We start from the raw sequence: 19,093 nt of genomic DNA, 5'->3' as shown, positions 1-19,093 counted from the left end.
ATTGAGAGAGAAGGAGCAACACGAATGAACGGCGCAAAACACCGCTTCGCACTGGGACTGACCTGCTTTTTTCTGATCGGCATCACGGTTGTGTATCCGTTTCTGCTGTACACACCGAACGCGTTCGTCACTCGCTGGCGTGAGTGGTACATCGAAACCGCAATGGGCACCATGACGCACCAGTGGCTGGCCACCTGGTTTATCCCGGAGGATATCATCAACGAGGTGATGACCAAGCGCTACCTGATGAACCAGAAGCAGGAGGGCATCGTCAGCAACTGGGACGGCGCATGGGAGGAGAAGGACACCGCCGAAACACCGAAGGACAAATTCTATGCCATGTTCAGTGAGCTGAACGAGAGCGAATTTGAGAGCTTTCTGGCGGATAATCCGGAGTATCTGGAAAACGGCTATGACCAGATCAACATCGATCTGATCGGTGAGCCGAGCCAGACGCATTACAACACCGGCCTCAAGACCAGGCAGGGCGACACGGTGTTGGCGGTCAACGCCGAGCACGGCATTCTGATCGTCGAGCAGACCGGCGAGGACACGCTCGGCATGGAGTACGCGGGCAAGATCGCGCTCTGCAAAAAGCCTGAGAATATCTTTGTCGGCACGAGCGAGGGCCTTGGCGATTACGGCTCGTTCGTATCCGATATGGTGAGAGATTATGACGCCATTCTGGGCATCAACGCCTCCGGCTTTGCCGATTTTGACGGCAACGGCACGGGCGGCACCGTGTACGGCTTCCTGAAAAGCCAGGGAGAGAAGTATCAGGACGCAGTAGGCGACGGCTGGAAGATCATCGGCTTTGACAACGAGGATCATCTGCAGGTCGGTGCGTTCAACGATACCTCCAGTCTGCGCGACGCGGTGGAGTTTCACCCGGCGCTCATCATCAACGGCGAGAATCTGGTCGCAGGCACCGGCCTGAACGAGCAGCAGCCGCGCACGGCCATCGGTCAGGCGAAGGACGGCACGGTTATCATGATGGTCATTGACGGCCGTCAGATGCACTCGTTCGGCATTTCGATCGAGCGCTGCGGCGAGATCATGGAGCAGTATGGCGCGTATCAGGCGTCCATGCTGGACGGCGGCTCGTCCTCCGTTATGGTCTATCGCGGCCGCGAGATTACCAGTCCGACTACGCTTTCCCAGAATGAGGAAGGCCGTTATCTGCCGGATGCATTCCTGGTGAAATAAAAATTATCACGATTTCGGAAAAAACACTTGTATTTTCCGCCATTGCATGATAAAATAAATAAGCGCCTGTGAGACAGGCGCGATACGGAGAAGTATCGAAGTGGTCATAACGAGCTCGACTCGAAATCGAGTTGGCGGTAACACGCCACGTGGGTTCGAATCCCACCTTCTCCGCCAAAATACAGACCATCCATTTGGATGGTCTGTATTTTTTTGCGGCAGAGAAGGTGGAATTTGAAAGGCGGCTCTTGGCAATGTGCCGGTGGCACTCTGCAACCGCCGTGGGTGCCCGTAGGCCGACAACCTCTAAAATATTTAATGGTTGCTTTCCGCAGAAAAGGAATCCTACCTTCTCCGCCGGCAGGGCAGGTGAGATTCGAACTCACCTGAAAAATTTTCCTCAATCAACAAAATTTTTTCTCCGCACAGCAAATTTTCTATCATGTAAATCACCGCAAAAGCCGCGAAAAAGTTCGATATTTCACCGATTTTACCGACAATTCACGGTGTTTGAAAATTTCTCAAATTTTTTCGCAAATTTTGTTGACAAAGGGGGATACCCCTGCTATAATATATCTTGTCGCTGAGAGACAAGCGGTTCACCGCGAGAGATCAATGCGAGTGTGCTGGAACTGGTAGACAGGCACGTTTGAGGGGCGTGTGTCGATCGACGTACGGGTTCAAGTCCCGTCACTCGCACCACCTTCTTTCAACAACAAAATATGCGGATGTGGCGGAATGGCAGACGCGCTAGCTTCAGGTGCTAGTGTTCGCAAGGACGTGGGGGTTCAAGTCCCCCCATCCGCACCAAGTGAAAGAGCTGAAATATTTTGATTTCAGCTCTTTTTCTATACATTTTAGAATATTTAGTTTTATGATGTAATTTGTGAAAAACTGCTGTCTAATACCGGTGTCTAATACTTTGCACGACCTGTGATTTCACACTAAATTCTTTGCGCTAACATTAGCATTGTATTAGACAAGTTTCAGCACCTTTCCCATAGCCGCCGCCGTTTCCTTTTTCGCTTCCTCATCGGTGTGTACGTAGATATTCAGCGTGGTCGTTACATCGGAGTGACCGAGGAATTCCTGAATCTGTTTAATATTCACTCCCTGCGCCAGAAGCAGGCTTCCTGCGGTATGGCGCAAATCGTGGAACCGAATTTCCGGCAGGCCGTACTTTCCGGAAAACCCGCCGGAGCAGGGAAGCGGTGGTCTGATACCTTGTCTAACAGATTGTCTGCCACAGTATCCAATTCCACAGAATGCACCAAAACGAAGCCGACAGAACACGGATTTTCTGTATTGACACCTGCTCAAACCGTGGTACAATTATAACAGAAAAAGCAGAGTAGAGCACAATGCGTTAAGTGCCGCTGAAACGGGGAGTTGTTCGGCGGACGAAAGGGAGCCTTTTCCTTGCGGTATTGTGGTCGCATCCCGCTGCTGCAACTGTTTAGGCACTTTCCTAAATCGCTGTGGCAACAGATGAATTTGATTAGGAGGTGTCTTTTTCTATGTCTAAAACTCCGAATATCTTTGTCCGCTCGCTGCGTGAGCTGAGGTCCACCCGCTGTCTGGCGGTCACGGCGCTGCTCATTGCGATCAACGTCACGCTGGATCTGCTCGGTCTGTCGATCAAGCTGCCGCCCAACCTGCGTATCGGCTTCGGCTTCCTGTGCAATGCGTCGATCGGCATGCTGTTCGGCCCGGTCGTCGGCATGATGGCCGGCGTGTGCACCGACGTGCTCGGCTACTTTGCGGGCAACCTGTCCATGGGCGCGTATTTCCCGGGCTATACGCTGACAGCCGTTGTTGGCGGTCTGATCTGGGGTCTGTGGCTGTATCCGCGCAAGATCACAGTATGGCGTGCCATCGGCGCAAAGACCTGCATCAACCTGTTCTGCAATATCTGCCTGAACACCCTGTGGCTGACCGTCACCGGCGGCAAGGCGATGAGCGTGCTGCTCGTTACGCGCGTGCCGAAAAACCTTATTCTGCTGCCGATCGAGATCGTGCTGGTCTACTTCGGCATGAAGCTGGTCAACCGTATCTATGGCGCGCTGCCGAATGGAAAGACCGCTGCGGAAAACTCTTGAGTAAGGGCGGAGAGGAACCTGTCTCCACCTGATAACAGTCCCCCGGCTCTGTCGCTTGACAAAGCCGGGGGATATGCTATAATAAAGTCAAAGGGACACTGTTACAGCAGTCAGGCCCTTGTACTTTCATCAGTTAAATTTTGATGACCGTTTCGGGTACCAGCCGGACGGTCATCGCGCTTTTATACAGAAAATGTACAGTACAATGACCGCACATACAAAAAGCTGAAATGCTTTCTTCTGCACTTGCGCCACCTCCTTCCTGCCGCGGACTGCGGGAAAGGAAAAGAGGGTCTGACCGCCTTATGTAACAGTATCCGCAATGATTATAGCATATAACACCGAATAAAGTCAATCAGCCGCCTTTTCGGGCGGTTTTTGTTTTATTTGAAAACATTGGCAGCATGCTTTCAGCTTTTTGTGAATAATTCTGTTTTTCCCTATGCAAACGGCTGATTTTTTGTTATACTATATATGATTGGAGAAGAACGGTACAGTCCGTTCGCTGAAAGGGAGTGACCTCTTTATGAAACTTACAAAAGAGAGTATTAAACATAACGTGGCATGGAAGGGTTATCGTCTGCCGCAGTACGACATTGACGCCGTGCGCGAAAACACCCACAAGGCACCGACTTGGCTGCATTTCGGCGCCGGAAACCTGTTCCGTGCTTTCCCGGCTGTACTGGCGCAGCGCCTGCTGACCGCCGGTCTGTCCGACACCGGCATTATCTGCTGCGACGGCTACGATGAGGAGCTGATCGACCGCTGCTACCGCGCCTGCGATCATCTGTCGCTGGTTGTCACCCTGTATTCCAACGGCACGATCAACAAGGAAGTGGTTGCGTCCGTTACCGAAAGCCTCAAGCTGAGCGAGGACATGCTGCGCCTGAAGGACATTTTCCTGGCGCCGAGCCTGCAGATGATCAGCTTTACGCTGACCGAGAAGGGCTATATCATCCAGGACGACACCCGCGAGTTCCTGCCGGACTACAAGCACGACCGCGAGAACGGTCCGGAAGGCTGCCAGTCCTTCTTCGGCAAGCTGACCGCGCTGTGCCTCGAGCGCTGCCGCGCCGGTCTGTCTCCGCTGGCACTCGTTTCGCTGGATAACTGCTCGGACAACGGCACCCGTCTGGAGCGTGCTGTCCGTCACATGGCACGCGCATGGCAGCGTAACGGCTTCATCACCGAGGATGAGTATTACTTCCTGCTCAAGAAGAATACCTTCCCGCTGTCCATGATTGATAAGATTACCCCGCATCCGGATAACCGCATCGCTGACAAGCTGGCGGCTGACGGTCTGGAGAACGCAAAGCCGTTCGTAACCGAAAAGGGCACGCACGCGGCTGTTTACGTCAACTCCGAAAGCCCGCACTACCTGCTCATCGAGAACGCATTCCCGAACGGTCATCCGGCTCTCGAGCAGTGCGGCGTTATCATCACCCGCCGCGACATCGTTGAGAAGTCTGCGATGATGAAGGTAAGCACCTGCATGAACCCGATGGATACCGCCCTCGGCGTATTCGGCTGCATGCTCGGCTACACCCGCATCAGCGACGAGATGAAGGACACCGAGCTGGTCAACCTCATCACGCGCCTGAGCGAGCAGGAGGCAATGCCGATGGTAGCCGACCCGGGCGTTATCGACCCGGAGGCATTCCTGCACGAGGTTCTCGGCGAACGTTATCCGAACCCGTTCCTGCAGGATTCCCCGCAGCGTACCGCAACCGATACCTCGCGTAAGATTGCGCCGCGCTTCGGCACCACGCTGTACGCTTACTATAACTCCATGCTGCCCGCACACCGTGCCACCAAGCTGATTTACATTCCGCTGGTACTGGCCGGCTGGCTGCGCTATCTGGAAGGCGTGGACGATAACGGCAGCGAGTTCACCCTCAGCCCCGACGCGAATATCGAGCATGTCCGTGCGCTGATGGGCAACCCGAAGCTGGGCGACGACGTAAGCGAGGCTCAGCTGTATCCGCTGCTGGCAAACCGCTACTACTTCGGTGTCAACCTGTTTGAGATCGGCGTAGGCGAGACCGTTGTCCGCATGTTTGGCGAGATGAACCGCGGCCCGCACGCTGTCCGCGAGACGCTGCAGAAGTACTGCGGCGAGGAGCAGGAGCAGGAGTGGATTTTCTCTTAATTACCGAAAAACCGTAAGACAAAAGGCGAACCGTAGGGTTCGCCTTTTTGCGTGCAGATAAAACAAAAACCGCCGCAAAAGGCGGTTGATTGACAAGGTATTGCAATATATGCTATACTCGGAATGTCAACAACGATGTGAAACAGGTTGTTCCTCCCAACATAAGGGAGGTGATGACATGGTCACTTATTCCGATCTGTTCCAGTTCGGTCTTCTGATCGTTGCTATCATCAGTCTATGTCTGAAACATAGAAGATAACCGCCCCTGAAAAGGAGCGGCGTTTCCTCAATTAACCAAGTTTTTTAGGAACGACCGCTCTTGCCAGAGAGCCATCGTTGTTGATACAATTATAACGCAGTGCCCCGGTTTTGTCAAGCGACAGAGCCGGGGCACTGTTATTCCGTTATCCGTTAACAAGGGTTACAATACCTTTCCAAAGAGCGTAAAGCAAGTCCTCGAATGACGCCTGCGGGTTATGAATTGCAATCCATACAAAGCCCGCTGTTAAAAGGACAGTCACTACGATTATCACCCAAAAACAATACCATCGCTGTTTAGGTGTCATATGATTTCCCTCCTCAGTCATAACGGTAATTTTCACCTCGGGGAGTTTACGGCTTATATCTATATTAACAGATATTCACGGTTTGCAAAGGGATTTTGCACAGAAGCCGGTGCATTATTTTTGTCCGGCGGCTACCCGTAATCCCGGCGCATACCTCAGCCATTTCCCGCTTTTGAGCCGCAGGAAGAAGCAGATCGATCGGCACAGCCAGTCACCGATCATGGCAATCCAGATGCCGATCGCGCCCATGCCGAAGTGCACCGCGAGAATATATCCCGCGACAAGCCGCAATCCCAGCATAGAGATAATCGAGCATACCATCGGATACCTTACGTCATTTGCCGCACGCAGGATATTCGGCATGGCAAACGAGGTCGGCCACAGGAAGATCGCGCAGCCGTTGTGAATCATGATCAGCGTCATGCCGAGCGCAAGCGCTTCCGCGGACACGCTGTAAATCTTGAGGATAAGCGGCGTGCACGCAATCGTGACAAGGCAGGTGCTCGCGGTAACGGCGTAGGTGATCACCATCAGCTTTTTCGCCATGCGGCGCGTCTGCGGCTCATCGCCCGAGCCGATGCACTGCCCGATAACGGTTATCATCGCCAGGCTCATCGCCTGACCCGGAATGACGGCTACGGCGTCCAGATTGTTCGCAAGCGCATTCGCGGTAATCTGCGTCGTGCCGAACAGCGAGATCATGCTCACGACGAGCACGCGGCCAAGCTGAAACAGGCTGTTTTCCAGTCCGTTCGGCACACCAATCTGCAGAATGCGGCGGATCAGCTCCTTATCCGGTCGAAACCGCTGTCCGCGCCGCAGAGAGACCGTGTGCTCGGGGTTCAGCAGCAGAATCGTGATAGCGACAGCCGCCGTGCCGCGCGACAGCACGGACGAAAGCGCTGCGCCTCCGACGCCCCACTTGAACACGAAAATGAACAGCGAGTTGCCGATGAGGTTGACGATGTTGATCAGTCCCGCAATCAGCATGGAGATACGCGAGTTGCCCTGTGCGCGGAACAGCGCCGCACCGGCGTTGTAAATCGCCAGAACAGGGTAGGAGAACACGCTGACCGTCAGGTAGGTGAGCGCACTGTCCATCACGCTGTCCTCGATCGTGCCGAACAGCAGGCGCAGCAACGGTGCGCGGAACAGCATGACGAGTGCCGAGATGATCAGCGCAATGACCGTCACAACTAAGTACAGCTGCTTGGAGGCGTCGCATGCACGGTCATTCTTTCTCGCACCGAGCAGCTGCGCGACCACGACCGCGCCGCCGGTTGCCAGCGCGGAAAAGATGTTGATGATGAGCACGTTGAGCATATCGACCAGCGATACGCCGGAAACCGCCGCTTCACCGACCGAGGAGACCATCATCGTGTCGGCCAGACCGACCGTGATGGCGAGCACCTGCTCGATAACGAGCGGAAAAATCAGCTTTTTGAGTGCAGCATTGGGAAATAACTCTTTACTCGTAAAAAATACACCTCGAATCAGAGAATAACGCGGTACGCCTCGATCAGTCGTTCGAGCGACCAAGCGGCGTTCGCCGGACTGGTGGAGGGCAGCTGCGTGATGGGAACGCCGGTTTTCGGCTCGATCAGCCTGCGGTACAGCTGCGCCGACTTGCCGCCGGTGGCAAAAATGCGCGTAATTTTGCTCTCGCGGAGCAGGCGGCCTATGTCGTTCGGCTCGGCGTTGCGAATAGACGTGTCGGACGCGCCCGCAATATCGCATTTGGCGATGGTGTCCCACAGCGCCACATGATGCCGCAGGCACATCGCGCGCTTGTCCTCGATGGAGACCGGCACCTCCTCGCCAAGCACAGCCGCCAGCACGCGCCAGAACCGGTTCTGCGGGTGGCCGTAAAAGAACCCGACCTCGCGGGATTTCGGGCTTGGAATCGAGCCGAGCAGCAGCACGCGCGACTCGCTGTCGTACAGCGGCGGAATGGTGTGAATGATGGTTTGAAGTTGCATGGATCAGTCCTCCAGTACGGAAACAAAGCTGCGGAACGCGCTCGGCAGCGCGTAAGCGTCGCGCAGCTCGGCGGGTGTGACAAAGGTGAGAGCGGGTGCAGGTGCGTCCAGTTCGACATACACGCCGTTCATGTGCCACTCCACATGGGTGAAAATATGCTTGTCAGGCCGCAGAGAGAGCAGCTTTCGCACGCTCCAGCCCATTTCGGTGAGCACCGCGCGCAGCTCGTCCGGCGAGAGATGACCATCGAGCGACGGCAGCTCCCACAGACCGGCGAGCAGACCCTTTTGGGGTCTCTGCCGCAGACCGACCAGTTCGCCGCAGCGCACAAGGAGCACGGTGCGGTTTTCCACTCTCCGCGCCTTTTTCGCCGCGCGGAGCGGCAGCACAGCCGCGTTCCCGCGGTGAAAGCCCTCGCAGAGATGCTGAATCGGGCAGTCGTCACAGCGCGGTGCGCCGTTCGGCAGACAGACCGTTGCACCGAGTTCCATCAGCGACTGGTTGAGATCGCCGGAACGGTCGGACGGCATGAGCGCGGCGAACCGCTCGCGCGTCTGTTTTTTGAACTTTGCGTCCGTGATCGGCGTGAAATCGTTATCCAGCCGCGCCGCCACACGCAGAACATTGCCGTCCACCGCCGGAACGGGCAGTCCGAACGCGATAGACGCCACCGCGCCTGCCGTGTACTCGCCGACACCGGGCAGGGAAAGCAGCCTGTCGTAATCGGCAGGCAGTTCGCCGCCGTATTCCTCGCACAGCAGGACCGCTGCACGGTGCAGGTTGCGCACGCGGCTGTAGTAGCCGAGCCCCTCCCAGAGCTTGGTGTAAACGGCCTCGTCCGCCGCCGCGAGAGCGGGAATATCGGGCAGCGCGTTCATCCAACGGGAAAAATAGCCGCGCACGGCCTCCACGCGCGTCTGCTGCAGCATGATCTCGCTCACCCAGACGCGGTAGGGAGTAGGCTCAGACCGCCACGGCAGGTCGCGGTGACCGGCGTCATACCAGTCCAGCAGCGGCTGCACGATGGCTTTGCTTACCCCGCTCAATATTTCATGTCATCCAGCGTAGCGCCGGTGTAGAACATGGTGAAGGTCGCGTCGGCAATGTGCTTGCCCTCGTCGTCGTGCACCTCGACCATGTAGACTGACACCTTGCGGCCGCGCTTGCGCTCGTACGCCACAGCGGTCAGCTTTTTGCCGCAGCGGCCCGGACGGTAGTAGTGGATGGTGCTGTCGAGCGTGACGGCCACCGTGCCCTGAGACGCTGCCGCAGAGCCTGCCGCAATGTCGCACAGCGTGAAGATCGTGCCGCCGTGCGCCATGCCGAGCGGATTGAGCAGCTCGGGGGTCAGGTCAAGCTCTACGGTTGCGCCGCCGTCCTTGTCGAGCGTCACAACGTGCATGTGCATCAGTTTGTTTAAGCCGCCGGCTTCCTGCCGCAGCTTGAGGATTTCTTCGATGGTCAAGGTTAGGACTCCTTTATATATTCTATAATCTTTTGATAAACGATGGTTTTTCGCCTTCGAGGCGAACGGTTCTTGCCTACGCGGCAGGCGCACAAGAGGGTAGACACCAAGGTTTCTACCCTCTTGAGAATCACCCATTTCCTTAGAGGGCACGGCGCAGATTGCCGACATGTGACCGCTGCGAAGCAGGGGAACGGCAGAGGATTTTTTCTCTGCTGCGGACGAACTACCTTCGGAGTCCGTCCTCATGAGCAACCTGTTCGCAGTGTCAGATACCGTTCTGCTACACAGACCAGCTACTCTACGCAGGCGCGACATACCCGTGTCGCGCAATTCGTGAGCGCGTAATGATAGACAGGGCCTACGAAGATAAATTGTACCAAACGCCTAATTCGTAGGTGCCGTGCGGTATAACGTGTTAAAGAGTTGCGCAACACGGGTATGTTGCGCCTGCGTTGACTAAACCGCCTGTGTAGCAGTACGCTATCTGACACTGCGAACAGGCTGTGAAAGATACGGAAGAAAAAATCCTCTGCCGTACCCCATTTTCGAAGCGGTCGCCGCTCTCCGATTTTCGCCGGGCTAACAAACAAGGGAAAGGTAGGAGTTCAAAGAGGAAGGGAAACCGCAGGTGTCCCTTCCTTTTTGCCCCCCCGCGGCGGGCGCCGCAGTCTCCCGCGCTCCGCAGAGCGCAACTCCTCGCTGAGGTTCAGCAAAAAAACGGCCGCCCGTTAGGGGCGAACACGCTAACGCAGTTCGCGTGCCCCGGTCAGCCGGTGCTGAAAAACTCCCCGCCCGTTAGGGGCGAACACGCTAACGCAGTTCGCGTTCCCCGGTCAGCCCGTGCTGAAAACACTCCCGCCCGTCAGGGGCGAACCGCCTGCGCAGTTCGCGTGCCCCGGTCAGCCGGTGCTGAAAAAACTCCCGCCCGTCAGGGACGAACCCGCTTACGCAGTTCGGGTGCACCGCTCAATCGGTGCAGGATAGCAGGTGAAATCTGCGATACTACTCTATTTTATTATAAAATGCACCCGCTCCTGCGTCAAGCGCAACCGTCCGGCGAAGCCTGACGAATTTTTCTAACAACCGTCGGATTACACAATCCCCAATATGTAGTTACCAATCGGAAACAGGACAACAAAATGCAGGGAAAAGTGCCGGAAACCCAAAGCGAGCCTGTCGAAATGCGTCGAATATGACTGTTTTCTGTACTTTACAAACGGTAATACAGCGAGTATAATATGAATATATATTTTATAGTTGTGCCTTCTGCGGCACAACGCAGACGGAGAATGTTGGAATGAGTGATTTTTCGCGCACGCTTGCGCTTCTGCGACGGGAAAAGAAAATAAGTCAAAGAGCGGCAGCGGGCGACCTCGGCGTTTCGCAGGCGCTTCTCAGCCACTATGAGAACGGACTACGTGAACCCGGTCTGTCTTTTGTCGTGCGTGCGGCGGATTATTACGGCGTGTCCTGTGACTACCTGCTCGGCCGTTCGATGGCGCGTGACGGCTCTGCTGTGCCTGCCGAGCGCATGGAGGGCACGGACACCGAGACGGAGCACAGCCGGATCGTGCAGGCGACAGCCCTGCTGCTGCAGGTTGCCGAATCACTCGAGAGCAAGCAGCTTTCGCACGAGATCGAGTCGTATTTCGCGGTTGCAATCTACAAGGTGTACCGCTATCTCTACATGGCCGACCCGGCCGGTGTGGATGCGGTGTTCCGCGCGCCGCAGGATCGCTTCGAGTACCTGTGCGATGCCCGCATGAAGGAGCATGAGCTGAAAATCCGTCTGGCGGCCAACGGCGAGGAAGGCTGCGGTCTGACGCAGGAGAATATCCGGCGGATGCCGCTCGCCCCGAGCGAGATTGCACGGCGTTATCCGGATTTGTCGAGCGCGCTGCTGACCGTTCTGCAGCAGGTGTCGGATTCGATCGACCGGAAAAATAAAATGCAATAATTTCGGACAAACCTATTGACAAATACACCGGCGTGAGGTATACTAAACAAGTCGCTGAGACAAGACGACTTGATGAAATGCTGGTGTAGCTCAGTTGGTAGAGCAGCTGATTTGTAATCAGCAGGTCGGGGGTTCAAGTCCGTCCACCAGCTCCAATCAAGCTGGTAATTAAATATGGAAGGTTTCCCGAGTGGCCAAAGGGAACAGACTGTAAATCTGTCGTCTATGACTTCGGTGGTTCGAATCCACCACCTTCCACCAAAACAGAAGGACATTCCAAAAGGAATGTCCTTTTTCTGTTTTGGCGGAAGGTGGTTGTGGATTCGAAAGGTGGCTCTTAGAAACAGCCCAGTGGGCTGTTTCAACCACCGTGGCTTTCACCGCAGTGAAAGCGAATCCACCACCGGACGGGCAGGCAGGCGTGTGGCTGTGCGGTTATGGGACTGCATCAGACGCTCAAGTTAGGCACGCGCCTTAAACGGAGCGCCGGCTCTTAGAAACGTGCCGGTGGCACGTTTCAACCGGCGTGGCTTCCGTCGCAACGGAAGCGAATCCACCACCGGACGGGTCGGCACACGTGTGGCAGTAAAGCCATAAGGCTGCATCCGCCAATCATGGCAGACACGCGCCCAATCCGAAGGTACACGTCGTTTGTGACAATGTGCAGATGGTTTATACAGCAGGGGGCACTCCGCGCTACGGAATAGCTTATGCAGACCGAAAAAAATTCCCGGAGTTGACCATTCATGGTCAATTTTCCGCACAATCCGCGGTATAGATAAGAACGCAAACCGCGCCACAGCCTTGTTGGGAATCAACAGGGCTTATTCCAATGCCCATCGTTTTTTCTCGCCCGGAAAACGCGATTTCTCGCCCGGAAAACGGCATTTCTCGTCCGGAAAATCCACAGAGCAGAGAAGAGCAGAGGACAGAACAGAAGAGCAGAGAAGAGTATAGCAGAGAACAGCAGAGCAGAAACAAAATTAAGAATGGAGAATGATTCTGACTGATCTGACCCTGACTGACGAAAAGAGATTTTCTAAATTGCTTTCTACAAATAAAAAGGACCTCCGGTAAAACCGGAAGTCCTTGATCTATCGTTTTGGTAACGAGATTACTTAGCCATGGAAGCAACTTCTGCTGCGAAGTCGTCAACCTTCTTCTCGATGCCCTCGCCCTTCTCGAAACGAACGCACTTTACAAGCTTGATCTCGCCGCCCAGCTCCTTGGCAACAGCCTTGATGTGAGCCTCAACGGAAACCTTGTTCTCCTTAACGAAAGCCTGCTGCAGGAGGCAGTTCTCCTCGTAGTACTTGCCGATACGGCCGTCTACCATCTTGTGGATGATCTGCTCCGGCTTCGGCTTAGCAGCGGTCTTGTTCTCCTCGAGAGCCTGGATCAGGAGGATCTCCTTCTCCTTTGCGAGGGTAGCCTCGTCAACGTTGGACTTGTCCAGGAAGGACGGGTTCATAGCAGCAGCCTGCATGCCGATGTCCTTGCCCAGCTCCTTAACAGCAGCGTTGTCCTTCAGACCCTCGGAAACTTCCAGACCAACCAGAACGCCGATTACGCCGCCCATGTGGTTGTAAGCAACGTTAACGGTGGAGTCGTCGAAACGCTCGAAACGACGGATCTGCAGGTTCTCGCCGATGGTCAGAACCTTCTCCTGCAGAGCGTCCTGAACGGTGCCTTCGCCCATCTTGCAAGCCTTGAGAGCCTCAACGTCAGCCGGAGCGTCCTTGATAACAACGTTAGCAACGTCGGAAACGAACTGCTGGAAGTCAGCGTTCTTAGCAACGAAGTCAGTCTCGGAGTTTACCTCGATGATTGCGCCTACGCCGCACTCATCACATACGGTAGCCTTGACCAGACCCTCAGCAGCGATGCGGTCTGCCTTCTTGGCAGCCTTAGCCAGGCCCTTCTCACGGAGCAGCTCGATAGCCTTGTCGAAGTCGCCGTCGGCCTCGGTCAGTGCCTTCTTGCAGTCCATCATGCCTACGCTGGTCATTTCGCGGAGCTTCTTTACGTCAGCAGCGGTAAAAGCCATTTTATTATTCCTCCAATTTATGATTTTACGATGAAAAAAACGTAGGGCACAACGAACACCGGCGCGCCGGGTCGTCGCGCCCTACGAACAACTCACTGAATGTTATATTGAGTTATGAATTACTCAGCCTTTGCGTCAGCCTTAGCCTCAACCTCGAGCTGCTCGCCCTGCTTGCCTTCCAGAACAGCGTTAGCCATGGTCTGGGAGATCAGCTTGATAGCGCGGATAGCGTCGTCGTTGCCCGGGATAACGTAGTCGATCTCGTCCGGATCGCAGTTGGTATCAACGATTGCAACGATCGGAATGCCCAGCTTGCGTGCTTCTGCGATCGCGTTCTTCTCCTTGCGGGAGTCAACTACGAACAGAGCGCCCGGAAGCTCCTTCATTTCCTTAACGCCGCCGAGGTACTTCTCGAGCTTAGCGATCTCGAGCTGGAGCTTGATAACTTCCTTCTTCGGGAGCAGATCGAAGGTGCCGTCAGCCTGCATCTTCTGCAGCTGGTTCAGACGAGCGATACGGGTACGCATGGTCTTGAAGTTGGTCAGCATGCCGCCCAGCCAACGTGCGTTAACGTAGAACTGACCGCAACGCTCAGCCTCTTCCTTGATTGCGTCCTGTGCCTGCTTCTTGGTGCCGACAAACAGGATGGACTTGCCGGAAGCTGCCATATCGCGTACGAAGAAGTATGCTTCCTCGAGCTTCTTTACAGTCTTCTGGAGGTCAATGATGTAGATACCATTGCGCTCGGTGAAGATGTAGGTAGCCATTTTCGGGTTCCAACGACGGGTCTGATGGCCGAAGTGTACGCCGGCCTCCAGCAGCTGCTTCATAGAAATTACTGCCATTTTGTTTTTCCTCCTTGGTTTTTCCTCCATCCCTGATCATCTGACAGCGGCAACAGAACGAGCGTCCCATCACCGACCGCTTTCATCACGGGATGTGTGAATTCATGCTATGATAGTTTACACCAAAGGAGGAGGGATGTCAAGAGAAAATTGAAAATTGTGAATGGAAAATGGAGAATGCAGAATGAACGATACGGTTTACGGGGATTCTGTGGGTTTGGATTACATTAAAAATACACCGTATCGAATGATTGGAATGCTTTGCGGTCAATTAAATGAATATCGTAGGGTGCGACGACCTCGGCGCACTGTTTCTAACGATTGTAACGTGCGTAACCGTAGGGGCGACCAGTGTTCGCCCGCAGCGCGACCGGAGCCTGCGCAAGGAGCGGCCGCGCATCCGGTTAACCATAGTGTGGGAGGCCAATGGCCTCCCCTACGGGGTAGATGTTGCAGATGAATTTACATACGGTGCGCCGAGGTCGTACCCCAGGGCACCTTCTCTTGCGGCTTTGCCGCAATTCACCTTGTCGCACCCTACGATAAAACCGGTAATGAAATATTTTTCGCTGCATAAATTATGACAGGAGGGGATTTCTTTGCGATTGGGTTTTCGTCACACCGCGTTTCAGGCGGTATGCACGGTTTTGGTTTTATGCTTTGCGCTTGGACTGCTTGCGCGTGCCGACACGGTGCAGCCGGTATTCGGGGAGGACAGCGTGCGCGTGCCGATTCTAATGTACCACAGCATTCTCAAGGACAGCGCACGGCAGGGCAAATATGTTATCTCGCCGGCGGTTTTGGCGGCCGATCTGGACGCCCTGCAGGCGAAGGGGTATACCGCCGTAACGGTGAGCGATCTGCTGGCGTATGTACAGGACGGCGCAGACCTGCCGGAGAAGCCGGTGATGATCACCTTCGATGACGGCTACTACAACAACTACATTTATGCCTATCCGCTGCTCAAACAGCGCGGAATGAAGGCGGTTGTGTCCATCATCGGCAGCCAGACCGCGCTTTTCACCGACAACGGAGAGGAAAACGCCTACTGGTCGCATTTGCGGCTTGACCGCCTGCGCGAAATGCAGGATGTGTTTGAGGTGCAGAATCACTCGTGGAACCTGCACGAGTACGGTGAACGCCGCGGCTGTCTGCGCCGGAGAGGCGAGGACGAAATGCGCTATGAGACCCTGCTCCGCGAGGACACCGAGCAGACGCAGACGCTCATCACAGACGCCGGACTGCCCGCGCCGACCTGCTACACCTATCCGTTCGGTGCGTGCTCCAAGGAGAGCGAAGCGCTGCTTAAAAGCATGGGCTTCCGGTGTACGCTCGGGTGCGAGGAGCGCATCAATACCGTTACACGAAACCCGGACTGTCTGTTTGAACTGGGGCGGTTCAACCGTCCGGCAGGGCAGAGCACGGAACGTTTCCTGCACCGCGCGTTAGGAGAGGATTAAATGCAGAATACCATGCGATTTTCCGAGCTGCACTGCCGTGAGGTGATCAATCTGTGCGACGGAGCACGGATGGGCGAGGTGAGCGATCTGCTGTTCGATCCGGTCTGCGGACAGATTACCGCACTCGTTGTGCCCGCGCAAAGCGGCATTGTCGGGCTGTTCTCCAAAAATGACTGCGTTATTCCGTGGGGGTGCATTGAAACCCTTGGGGAGGACTATATTCTGGTGAGATACAGGGAGAAATAATGCAGGATTAAATCTATACCGTAGGGCGGAGCACTCCGGAGTGCCCCGCCCTGCGGAGAAGGCAAAACCACATCAAATGCAAAAAGAAAAAGGCGGACAACCGTCCGCCTTTTGGCTCAATCCTTCTTATACTTTGCAACGCCCTCGGTGTAGAGGTTGCCGCCGACCGAATCCTGCGACACGATGGCGGAGAAATTCTCCACGGTGAGACGCTTGACCGACTCACAGCCCAGCTCGTCATATGCGATGACCTCGACATTCTTAATGGATGCCGCCTTCGCCGCGCCTGCGCCGCCGATGGCTACCATATAAACCGCGCCGTTGCGCGCCATTGCGTCCTGCACGCCCTGATTGCGCACGCCCTTGCCGATCATGCAGGCAAGACCTGCATCGAGCAGACGCGGTGCGAACGGGTCCATACGGCCGGAGGTGGTCGGGCCGACCGAGCCGATGACCTGACCCGGCTTTGCGGGGGTCGGTCCGGCGTAGTAGATCGCCGCGCCGTCGAGGTCGAACGGCAGCTTGTCGCCTGCGTCCATCGCGGCAACGATCTTCTTGTGTGCGGCGTCGCGCGCGGTGTAGACCGTGCCGGTCAGCGTTACGGTGTCGCCCGCGCGCAGCTTCGGCGCCATTTCCTTGAGCTGTTCGGTTTTCAAATCGTAGTGTGCCATGCTTATTCCTCCGTTTTCGGGCGCAGATTGTTCAGAACCTCACGCAGTCCGTTTTTTGTCTTGTCCGGCTCGGGATGGGGCGCCTCGCCGTCCTTTTTGCCGAGCGACGCGCTGATCTTGTCAATTTCGCCGAGCACTTCACCGGCTTTGCGGGCCATCTCGGCGGATTCCTGCTGGTTGCGTGCCAGCACGGTGCGGTAGTTCTCCTTGGTGGCATCCAACTGACGGCGCACCTGCTCGATGGTCTCCATCGACTTGCGGCGCAGCTTCTGCAGCTCTACCTTGGCATCCTCCTCGATCTGCTTGGCGCGCCGGTACGCGGAAAGCTCCATCTCGGCGATCTTCTCTCTGGTCGCATCGTATTCACCGCATTTGGCTGACAGCTTGGCGTTCTCCGAGGTCAGCCGGTCGTTTTCCGCCGCAAGCTGCGCCGCGCGGGCGTTCTGCGCCTCGATCTCGGTCGCCTGCAGGGAAAAACCGCTTTCGATCTGGTCCAGCTGTGCGCGGATCTTATCGGTATCCAGCGTCATTTCGCCCAGCCGCTCGAGCAGCTCGGCGTTCTTCGCGGTAAGCGCCTCGTTCTGCGTGCGCAGCTCGTTCATCGCGGACTGCGCTTCGGTCAGCTGAGAGCGAAGCTCGGCGGTCTCGATGTAGTATTTCGTGTCGGTTTCTTCTATGTAATGCAGTACGTCCTCGCGGTTAAAGCCGCCGAAGATGGCACTGCGGAATCCACGGGTTTGCTCGTCCATTGCAGTTCCTCCCACAATAATCTTTCTTTAGTATAGCAAATTCATGAGATAAAGGCAAATAATAATTAGTAATTACTAATTCCTAACTGCTAATTACTGACTCATATATATAATATGTGTCTTGCAATCAAAAAAAGAACGTGCTATTATTATCTTAACTTGCAAAAACGAGGAAGATGCTCAATGTTAGAATTAAAAGATTTCGAGGCAGCTGCGGACCGACTGAAAAACGTCATCCACAACATTCCGCTGTCTACGTCCTGCACCTTCTCCGCCATGACCGGCGCAGAGGTTTATCTGAAGTACGAAAATCAGCAGAAGACCGGCTCTTTTAAGGTGCGCGGTGCTTACAATAAGATTATGAAGCGCTTCGCTGAGGGCGACCTGCACGCCGTTGTTGCGTCCTCTGCGGGTAACCATGCACAGGGCGTTGCCTTTGCGGCAACCGCTGCCGGTGTAAAGTCCACCATCGTTATGCCGCGTTCCGCGCCGATCGCCAAGGTTTCCGCAACCCAGGGCTACGGCGCCGAGGTTGTTCTGGCGGGCAACATTTACGATGAAGCCTATGCCAAGGCATGCGAGATCTGCGAGGAGACCGGCGCAGAGTTCATCCACCCGTTTGACGATGAGGATGTTATGGCGGGTCAGGGCACCATCGCGCTGGAAATCCTGCGCGACCTGCCGGGCGTTGACATGATCTTCGTTCCGGCCGGCGGCGGCGGACTGATCTCTGGCGTGGCTGCCTGCGCAAAGCAGATCAACCCGCGCATCCAGATCATCGGCGTACAGGCTGAGGGCGCACCGGCGATCGCAAATTCGTTCCGCACCGGTGAGCGTACTCCGTCCGATACCGTGCACACCATCGCTGACGGTATCGCTGTAAAGACCCCGGGCGAAAAGACCTTTGAGTATATCAAGAAGTATGTGGACCGCGTTGTCACGGTTTCCGATGACGAGATTGCTTCCGCTGTTCTGCTGCTGCTCGAGCGCTGCAAGCAGGTCGTTGAGACCTCCGGTGCGGCTCCGCTCGCGGCTGTACTCAACAACAAGGTGGATGTAAAGGGCAAAAAGGTCGTCTGCGTGCTGTCCGGCGGCAATATCGACGTATCCTTTATTCACAAGATTGTGGAAAAGGGCCTGATTACCCGCTGCCGTCAGCTGAAGTTCTCCGTGCTCATGCCGGATGCACCGGGCGCACTCGAGCATTTCTCGCACATCGTTGCACAGCAGAATGCCAATATCATCCTGTTCCAGCATGACCGCGTACAGACGGACCTCGAGATCGGCGAGGCGATTATCCATGTCGTCTGTGAGGTCGGCGGCGTTGACCACGCCAAGCGCCTCATCGACACCCTCACCGATGATGGCTATAAGGTGTTTACTTCGCAGATTTGATAAAAATGCAATGAAATTACAGCGTTCCGCTTGGATAGAGCGGGACGCTGTTCTTTTTTCGGAAGAATGGAGAATTGAAAATTGAAAGTGAACGTAAACCATCACATTCATTTTCCACTCTCCATTTTCAAGTACTCCTGCCTTGTATAATGCTCTGCTCTCATGGCAAGATATTATATTGACAAATAAATAACGATGTGCTATTATCTCAGCGTGATAAGGAATGAAAAAACAGGTGGACGTTTTATCGCATTA

At 55.3% G+C, this 19,093-nt stretch carries 17 protein-coding genes, 5 tRNA genes and 1 riboswitch; of the genes, 13 read left to right on the top strand and 9 right to left on the bottom strand.

The window, feature by feature from the left end; translation table 11 throughout:
* The first annotated feature begins 24 nt into the window (after positions 1-24).
* From PGY33_RS00185 to PGY33_RS00170, 4 genes are all read left to right on the top strand, one after another.
* Positions 25-1,206, top strand: a complete 1,182-nt coding sequence (locus tag PGY33_RS00185; RefSeq protein WP_118480456.1) for a phosphodiester glycosidase family protein — start codon at positions 25-27, stop codon at positions 1,204-1,206.
* An 86-nt stretch (positions 1,207-1,292) separates the two neighbouring features.
* Positions 1,293-1,383, top strand: a tRNA-Ser gene (locus PGY33_RS00180).
* 440 nt (positions 1,384-1,823) lie between these two features.
* A tRNA-Leu gene (locus PGY33_RS00175) sits at positions 1,824-1,908 on the top strand.
* Positions 1,909-1,930: 22 nt separating this feature from the next.
* Positions 1,931-2,016: transfer RNA gene (locus PGY33_RS00170), tRNA-Leu, on the top strand.
* 165 nt (positions 2,017-2,181) lie between these two features.
* Here PGY33_RS00170 and PGY33_RS00165 read toward each other — a convergent pair.
* Positions 2,182-2,499 (bottom strand): site-specific integrase, encoded by a 318-nt coding sequence (locus tag PGY33_RS00165; protein WP_270476840.1) that lies wholly within the window; start codon positions 2,497-2,499, stop codon positions 2,182-2,184.
* A gap of 52 nt (positions 2,500-2,551) precedes the next feature.
* Positions 2,552-2,654, top strand: a riboswitch (THF riboswitch).
* 69 nt (positions 2,655-2,723) lie between these two features.
* On the opposite strand from PGY33_RS00165, the gene PGY33_RS00160 reads away from it, so the two are divergent.
* The 3 genes from PGY33_RS00160 to PGY33_RS14425 all read left to right on the top strand — a co-directional run bounded on the left by PGY33_RS00160 (position 2,724) and on the right by PGY33_RS14425 (position 5,713).
* The gene (locus tag PGY33_RS00160; protein WP_118285340.1) at positions 2,724-3,305 is read left to right on the top strand and encodes a folate family ECF transporter S component; all 582 of its coding nucleotides are present in this window, start codon (positions 2,724-2,726) and stop codon (positions 3,303-3,305) included.
* Positions 3,306-3,831: 526 nt separating this feature from the next.
* Positions 3,832-5,454 carry a mannitol dehydrogenase family protein gene (locus PGY33_RS00155; protein WP_227109226.1) on the top strand — a complete coding sequence of 541 codons (1,623 nt, stop codon included), beginning with the start codon at positions 3,832-3,834 and terminating at the stop codon, positions 5,452-5,454.
* Between the two features lie 109 nt (positions 5,455-5,563).
* The gene (locus tag PGY33_RS14425; protein WP_413814495.1) at positions 5,564-5,713 is read left to right on the top strand and encodes a putative holin-like toxin; all 150 of its coding nucleotides are present in this window, start codon (positions 5,564-5,566) and stop codon (positions 5,711-5,713) included.
* Between the two features lie 421 nt (positions 5,714-6,134).
* On the opposite strand, the gene PGY33_RS00150 is transcribed toward PGY33_RS14425, so the two are convergent.
* From PGY33_RS00150 to PGY33_RS00135, 4 genes are read right to left on the bottom strand one after another with little or no spacing between them, the layout of a single operon-like run.
* Positions 6,135-7,559 (bottom strand): MATE family efflux transporter, encoded by a 1,425-nt coding sequence (locus PGY33_RS00150; RefSeq protein ID WP_442865555.1) that lies wholly within the window; start codon positions 7,557-7,559, stop codon positions 6,135-6,137.
* Positions 7,514-7,999 carry a DNA-deoxyinosine glycosylase gene (locus PGY33_RS00145; RefSeq protein WP_118360453.1) on the bottom strand — a complete coding sequence of 162 codons (486 nt, stop codon included), beginning with the start codon at positions 7,997-7,999 and terminating at the stop codon, positions 7,514-7,516. Before PGY33_RS00145 ends, PGY33_RS00150 begins: the two co-directional genes overlap by 46 nt.
* A gap of 3 nt (positions 8,000-8,002) precedes the next feature.
* Positions 8,003-9,046: an A/G-specific adenine glycosylase gene (locus PGY33_RS00140; RefSeq protein ID WP_270476839.1), complete on the bottom strand. Its 1,044-nt coding sequence runs from the start codon at positions 9,044-9,046 to the stop codon at positions 8,003-8,005.
* The gene (locus tag PGY33_RS00135; protein WP_110436509.1) at positions 9,043-9,465 is read right to left on the bottom strand and encodes a PaaI family thioesterase; all 423 of its coding nucleotides are present in this window, start codon (positions 9,463-9,465) and stop codon (positions 9,043-9,045) included. The genes PGY33_RS00140 and PGY33_RS00135 overlap by 4 nt, the downstream gene beginning before the upstream one ends.
* A 1,300-nt stretch (positions 9,466-10,765) precedes the next feature.
* On the opposite strand from PGY33_RS00135, the gene PGY33_RS00130 reads away from it, so the two are divergent.
* The 3 genes from PGY33_RS00130 to PGY33_RS00120 all read left to right on the top strand — a co-directional run bounded on the left by PGY33_RS00130 (position 10,766) and on the right by PGY33_RS00120 (position 11,686).
* The gene (locus PGY33_RS00130; protein WP_118480460.1) at positions 10,766-11,425 is read left to right on the top strand and encodes a helix-turn-helix domain-containing protein; all 660 of its coding nucleotides are present in this window, start codon (positions 10,766-10,768) and stop codon (positions 11,423-11,425) included.
* 79 nt (positions 11,426-11,504) lie between these two features.
* Positions 11,505-11,580 (top strand) — tRNA-Thr (locus PGY33_RS00125).
* A 21-nt stretch (positions 11,581-11,601) separates the two neighbouring features.
* Positions 11,602-11,686: transfer RNA gene (locus tag PGY33_RS00120), tRNA-Tyr, on the top strand.
* An 853-nt stretch (positions 11,687-12,539) separates the two neighbouring features.
* On the opposite strand, the gene tsf is transcribed toward PGY33_RS00120, so the two are convergent.
* On the bottom strand, positions 12,540-13,472 hold the full coding sequence (tsf, locus tag PGY33_RS00115) for a translation elongation factor Ts (protein WP_270476837.1): 933 nt from the start codon (positions 13,470-13,472) through the stop codon (positions 12,540-12,542).
* Between the two features lie 119 nt (positions 13,473-13,591).
* On the bottom strand, positions 13,592-14,317 hold the full coding sequence (gene rpsB, locus PGY33_RS00110) for a 30S ribosomal protein S2 (RefSeq protein WP_110436512.1): 726 nt from the start codon (positions 14,315-14,317) through the stop codon (positions 13,592-13,594).
* Between the two features lie 599 nt (positions 14,318-14,916).
* Here rpsB and PGY33_RS00105 point away from each other — a divergent pair.
* On the top strand, positions 14,917-15,777 hold the full coding sequence (locus tag PGY33_RS00105) for a polysaccharide deacetylase family protein (protein WP_270476836.1): 861 nt from the start codon (positions 14,917-14,919) through the stop codon (positions 15,775-15,777).
* Complete coding sequence (locus PGY33_RS00100) at positions 15,778-16,023, top strand: YlmC/YmxH family sporulation protein (RefSeq protein WP_118480466.1); 246 nt, start codon at positions 15,778-15,780, stop codon at positions 16,021-16,023.
* A gap of 116 nt (positions 16,024-16,139) precedes the next feature.
* Here PGY33_RS00100 and PGY33_RS00095 read toward each other — a convergent pair whose 3' ends face one another.
* Together PGY33_RS00095 and PGY33_RS00090 are read right to left on the bottom strand one after the other, a co-directional pair.
* The gene (locus PGY33_RS00095) at positions 16,140-16,694 is read right to left on the bottom strand and encodes a FumA C-terminus/TtdB family hydratase beta subunit (RefSeq protein ID WP_118480468.1); all 555 of its coding nucleotides are present in this window, start codon (positions 16,692-16,694) and stop codon (positions 16,140-16,142) included.
* 2 nt (positions 16,695-16,696) lie between these two features.
* Positions 16,697-17,443, bottom strand: coding sequence for a hypothetical protein (locus tag PGY33_RS00090; RefSeq protein WP_118480470.1), 747 nt, complete (start codon positions 17,441-17,443; stop codon positions 16,697-16,699).
* 183 nt (positions 17,444-17,626) lie between these two features.
* Here PGY33_RS00090 and ilvA point away from each other — a divergent pair, with 183 nt between their 5' ends.
* Complete coding sequence (ilvA, locus tag PGY33_RS00085; RefSeq protein ID WP_118646328.1) at positions 17,627-18,838, top strand: threonine ammonia-lyase; 1,212 nt, start codon at positions 17,627-17,629, stop codon at positions 18,836-18,838.
* Positions 18,839-19,093: the final 255 nt, after the last annotated feature.

It is taken from the genome of Butyricicoccus sp. AF18-9LB (assembly GCF_027684505.1).
Classification (GTDB): Bacteria; Bacillota; Clostridia; order Oscillospirales; family Butyricicoccaceae; genus Agathobaculum; species Agathobaculum butyriciproducens.
The sequence above is the reverse complement of the archived record's forward strand: the minus strand, read 5'-3'. Positions and strand labels throughout refer to the sequence as shown.